The organism is Methylophaga sp. (assembly GCF_030651745.1).
This window is the reverse complement of sequence record NZ_JAUSCC010000053.1, coordinates 1-3,258: the sequence shown is the minus strand read 5'-3', so window position 1 is coordinate 3,258 and position 3,258 is coordinate 1. Positions and strand designations below refer to the sequence as shown.

Here is a 3,258-nt window from a genome sequence, read left to right as displayed (position 1 = left end):
GCCATGTGTATCCTCATTGATTGATTGGATTAAATCGACATATTCTAGCATCTATAGGGCTCTGTGATAGTAGCGTTCACCGAGTTTTTATTAAGCGGCCAATTTTGCTTTGGATTTGATGACAAAACCATTACCATCAGCGGACTATTTTTGATAAAACTCAATTGCAAAATCGACGATGAATAACACATTTAAACGTATCGGCCTGTTTATTCGCAAAGATGACCCTGTCTTAGAAACGGCTGTAGTTCAAATAAATGAATTCCTGTTATCCAGAGAGTTAAAGGTATTTTGCAACGAGCAGATGAGTTTTTTACCTAGTTTGGAAGTTATCTCCATCGCCGAGTTCCCAGCACAATGTGATCTGACCATCGCCATTGGCGGTGATGGCACTATGTTATCTGCTTCACGAGCACTGGCCGGCTTTGAATTACCTGTTGTAGGCGTCAATGTGGGTCGCCTGGGATTCTTAGCCGATGTCACATTGAATAATCTGCAATCCCAGCTGGGGCGAATTCTTGATGGCCAATATCGGCATGACAACCGGTTTCTGCTTCAAGCCCATCTTAATAACGCGGCAGATCCGATCAGTATCGCCATGAATGATGTTGTAGTGCATTCACATCAAAGCCGACACATGATCGAATTTGAAACCCATATCAATGGCCGTTTTCTGAATAGTCAGCGTGCAGATGGATTGGTGATTGCAACACCAACCGGCTCTACCGCTTACGCCATGTCGGCAGGAGGCCCGATTCTTGATGTAGACTTGGATGCTGTGGTGTTAGCATCAGTCTGCCCCCATACTTTGAGCAATCGTCCATTAGTGATTGCAGCCAGTAGTATTATTGACATCACATTAAGTGAAAATAATATTACCACTGCGATGGTCACCTGTGATGGACGGCCAGGCCATGTGCTCGAACCTGGGGATACTGTCCGAATTCAACGACATCCAAACCGTATAGATTTACTGCATCTTGAAGATCATGATCACTACTCAATTTTGCGTGCAAAACTGGAATGGGGCCGAAAACTGACATGCTAACAGCGTTAACCGTCCGTCAATTGGCAGTAGTTGAAGATTTATCCCTAACATTCAAATCCGGTATGACCTCACTGACAGGTGAAACCGGTGCCGGTAAATCCATACTGGTGGATGCTTTGGGTCTGGTGCTCGGTGATCGAGCTGATTCGAATATGGTTCGGCATGGCAGCGAGCGTGCAGAAATCGAAGCCAGCTTTGATATCAGTAACAATATTGCCTTGCAGCAGTGGCTTAAAGAGCAGGAACTGGATGATGACGATCAATGTCATCTACGTCGAACAATAAGTCGCGATGGTCGTTCCAAAGCCTATATTAATGCCCGCCAGGTTCCGCTAAGCCAACTGCGAAATATCAGTGAGTTAAGTATTGATATTCATGGACAACATGAACATCAATCCCTGCTCCGCCCGGAAACGCAGCGTGAGTTACTGGATATTGTGGCGAATAACAAAAACTCTGTTAAAGCGCTTAAAACCGCTTATGCAGAATGGCTGCAAATCCAGCAACAGCTGGCTGCGATACGTCAGCAGTCTGAACAGCAACAGGCACGTCAGGAACTATTGAATTATCAGATCAGTGAGCTAGAACCATTAAATTTAACCGATAGCAGTATCGAACAGTTGTTGCAGGAACAACAGCAATTGGCGCATGCCGCACAGTTATTTCATACCACCGAGTCAACCTTGCATCATTTATTTGATCAGGACCAGGGTGCCGCTTATGATCTCATAGGCGCGGCTCTGACAGAGCTGGAAAAATTACAGCAGTATGAGCCTCGTTTTACCGAGATCATTGAAACGCTCAATAGCGCAGCAATAAATCTGGATGAAACTGCAACCTCGCTACGTCATTATCTGGACAGCGCCGATCTCGATCCATCACGTCTTGAAGCTGTTGAGGCACAATTATCAGTTTTACATGATCTGGCTCGTAAACATCATGTCGAAATCGAAACATTGCCGAGCCACTATCAGGCTTTATGTGATGAATTGAATAGCCTCTCAGAATCCCAGCAAAACCAGGCCGAACTGGCCCAACAACTTAAGGTTCAGGAAAAGCGTTGCCTTGAGCTGTGTGCTGAAATCCGCGCTAACAGACAGCAATATGCAAAACCGTTAGCGGAAACCATTACACAATCGATACAGCAACTGGCGATTCCCGCAGGACGAATTGAATTTGTTATACGTCCTTTTGAGGAAGGTAAATTCAGCGACCATGGTGCAGATCATATTCAACTACTGGTCAGCACCAATCCCGGTCAGCCGGCAGGTGAATTGGCAAAAATCGCTTCGGGTGGTGAATTGGCTCGAATAAGCTTGGCAATTCAAGTTGTTACTGCAGGAAAGCGCAGCGTACCAACGTTGATTTTTGATGAAGTGGATGTCGGCATAGGCGGTGGCGTTGCAGAAATCGTCGGACAACACCTCAAATTACTGGCATCCACTCAGCAAGTGATTTGTATTACGCATTTACCGCAGGTCGCTGCACAAGCGCATCAACAACTGCAGGTCACAAAAATTCTGGGTAAAGACAAAACCCACACAGAAATCAGCGAACTCAACCGCGAACAACGCATTGAAGAAATTGCCCGCATGCTGGGTGGCATGAACCTGACCCAGAAAACTCGTTCACATGCTGAAGAGATGCTGGATCAGGGACAAAGCTGATTATTTATCTTTCTTGCATTCTTCGCGGTTGCAGATGCCGTAAATGTACAAACTGTGATCGGTCATTTCAAAACCATTTGCCTTGGCAATGGCTTTTTGGCGCTCTTCAATCACTTCATCATAAAATTCGATGATGCGATTGCATTTCACGCAAAATAAATGATCGTGATGCTCACCATCTTCCAGTTCAAATACAGCGTGACCACCGTCGATATTCAGACGAGATACCAGCCCTGCACCTTCAAATTGGGTAAGCACACGATAGACCGTTGCCAAGCCAATTTCTTCGCCCATTTCCAGTAAAGCCTTATAAACATCTTCAGCACTGAGATGGCGTTGTTTGGAATGTTCAAGGATCTCTAACACCTTTAAACGTGGCAGAGTAATTTTCAATCCCGCTTTTCTTAAATCTTGTCTTTCCATTATTATTGTTGCCTCGTAGAATACTTACGAATAGCGTATCATCGCACTTTCGTCATCAATACAGAAACAAATACTAAATGAAAAGCCTGCTTATTTATAGCCTTTCCTTGGTTATTCTCA

General features: G+C 44.9%; 3 protein-coding genes. 2 read left to right on the top strand and 1 reads right to left on the bottom strand.

Annotated elements, in window-relative coordinates:
* The first annotated feature begins 178 nt into the window (after positions 1 to 178).
* Both Q7V21_RS06380 and recN read left to right on the top strand, forming a co-directional pair.
* The gene (locus Q7V21_RS06380) at positions 179 to 1,048 is read left to right on the top strand and encodes an NAD(+) kinase (RefSeq protein WP_304916480.1); all 870 of its coding nucleotides are present in this window, start codon (positions 179 to 181) and stop codon (positions 1,046 to 1,048) included.
* Positions 1,042 to 2,715, top strand: coding sequence for a DNA repair protein RecN (gene recN, locus Q7V21_RS06375; protein ID WP_304916479.1), 1,674 nt, complete (start codon positions 1,042 to 1,044; stop codon positions 2,713 to 2,715). Before Q7V21_RS06380 ends, recN begins: the two co-directional genes overlap by 7 nt.
* Here recN and fur read toward each other — a convergent pair whose 3' ends face one another.
* Complete coding sequence (gene fur, locus Q7V21_RS06370) at positions 2,716 to 3,138, bottom strand: ferric iron uptake transcriptional regulator (protein WP_168800222.1); 423 nt, start codon at positions 3,136 to 3,138, stop codon at positions 2,716 to 2,718.
* Positions 3,139 to 3,258 lie beyond the last annotated feature (120 nt).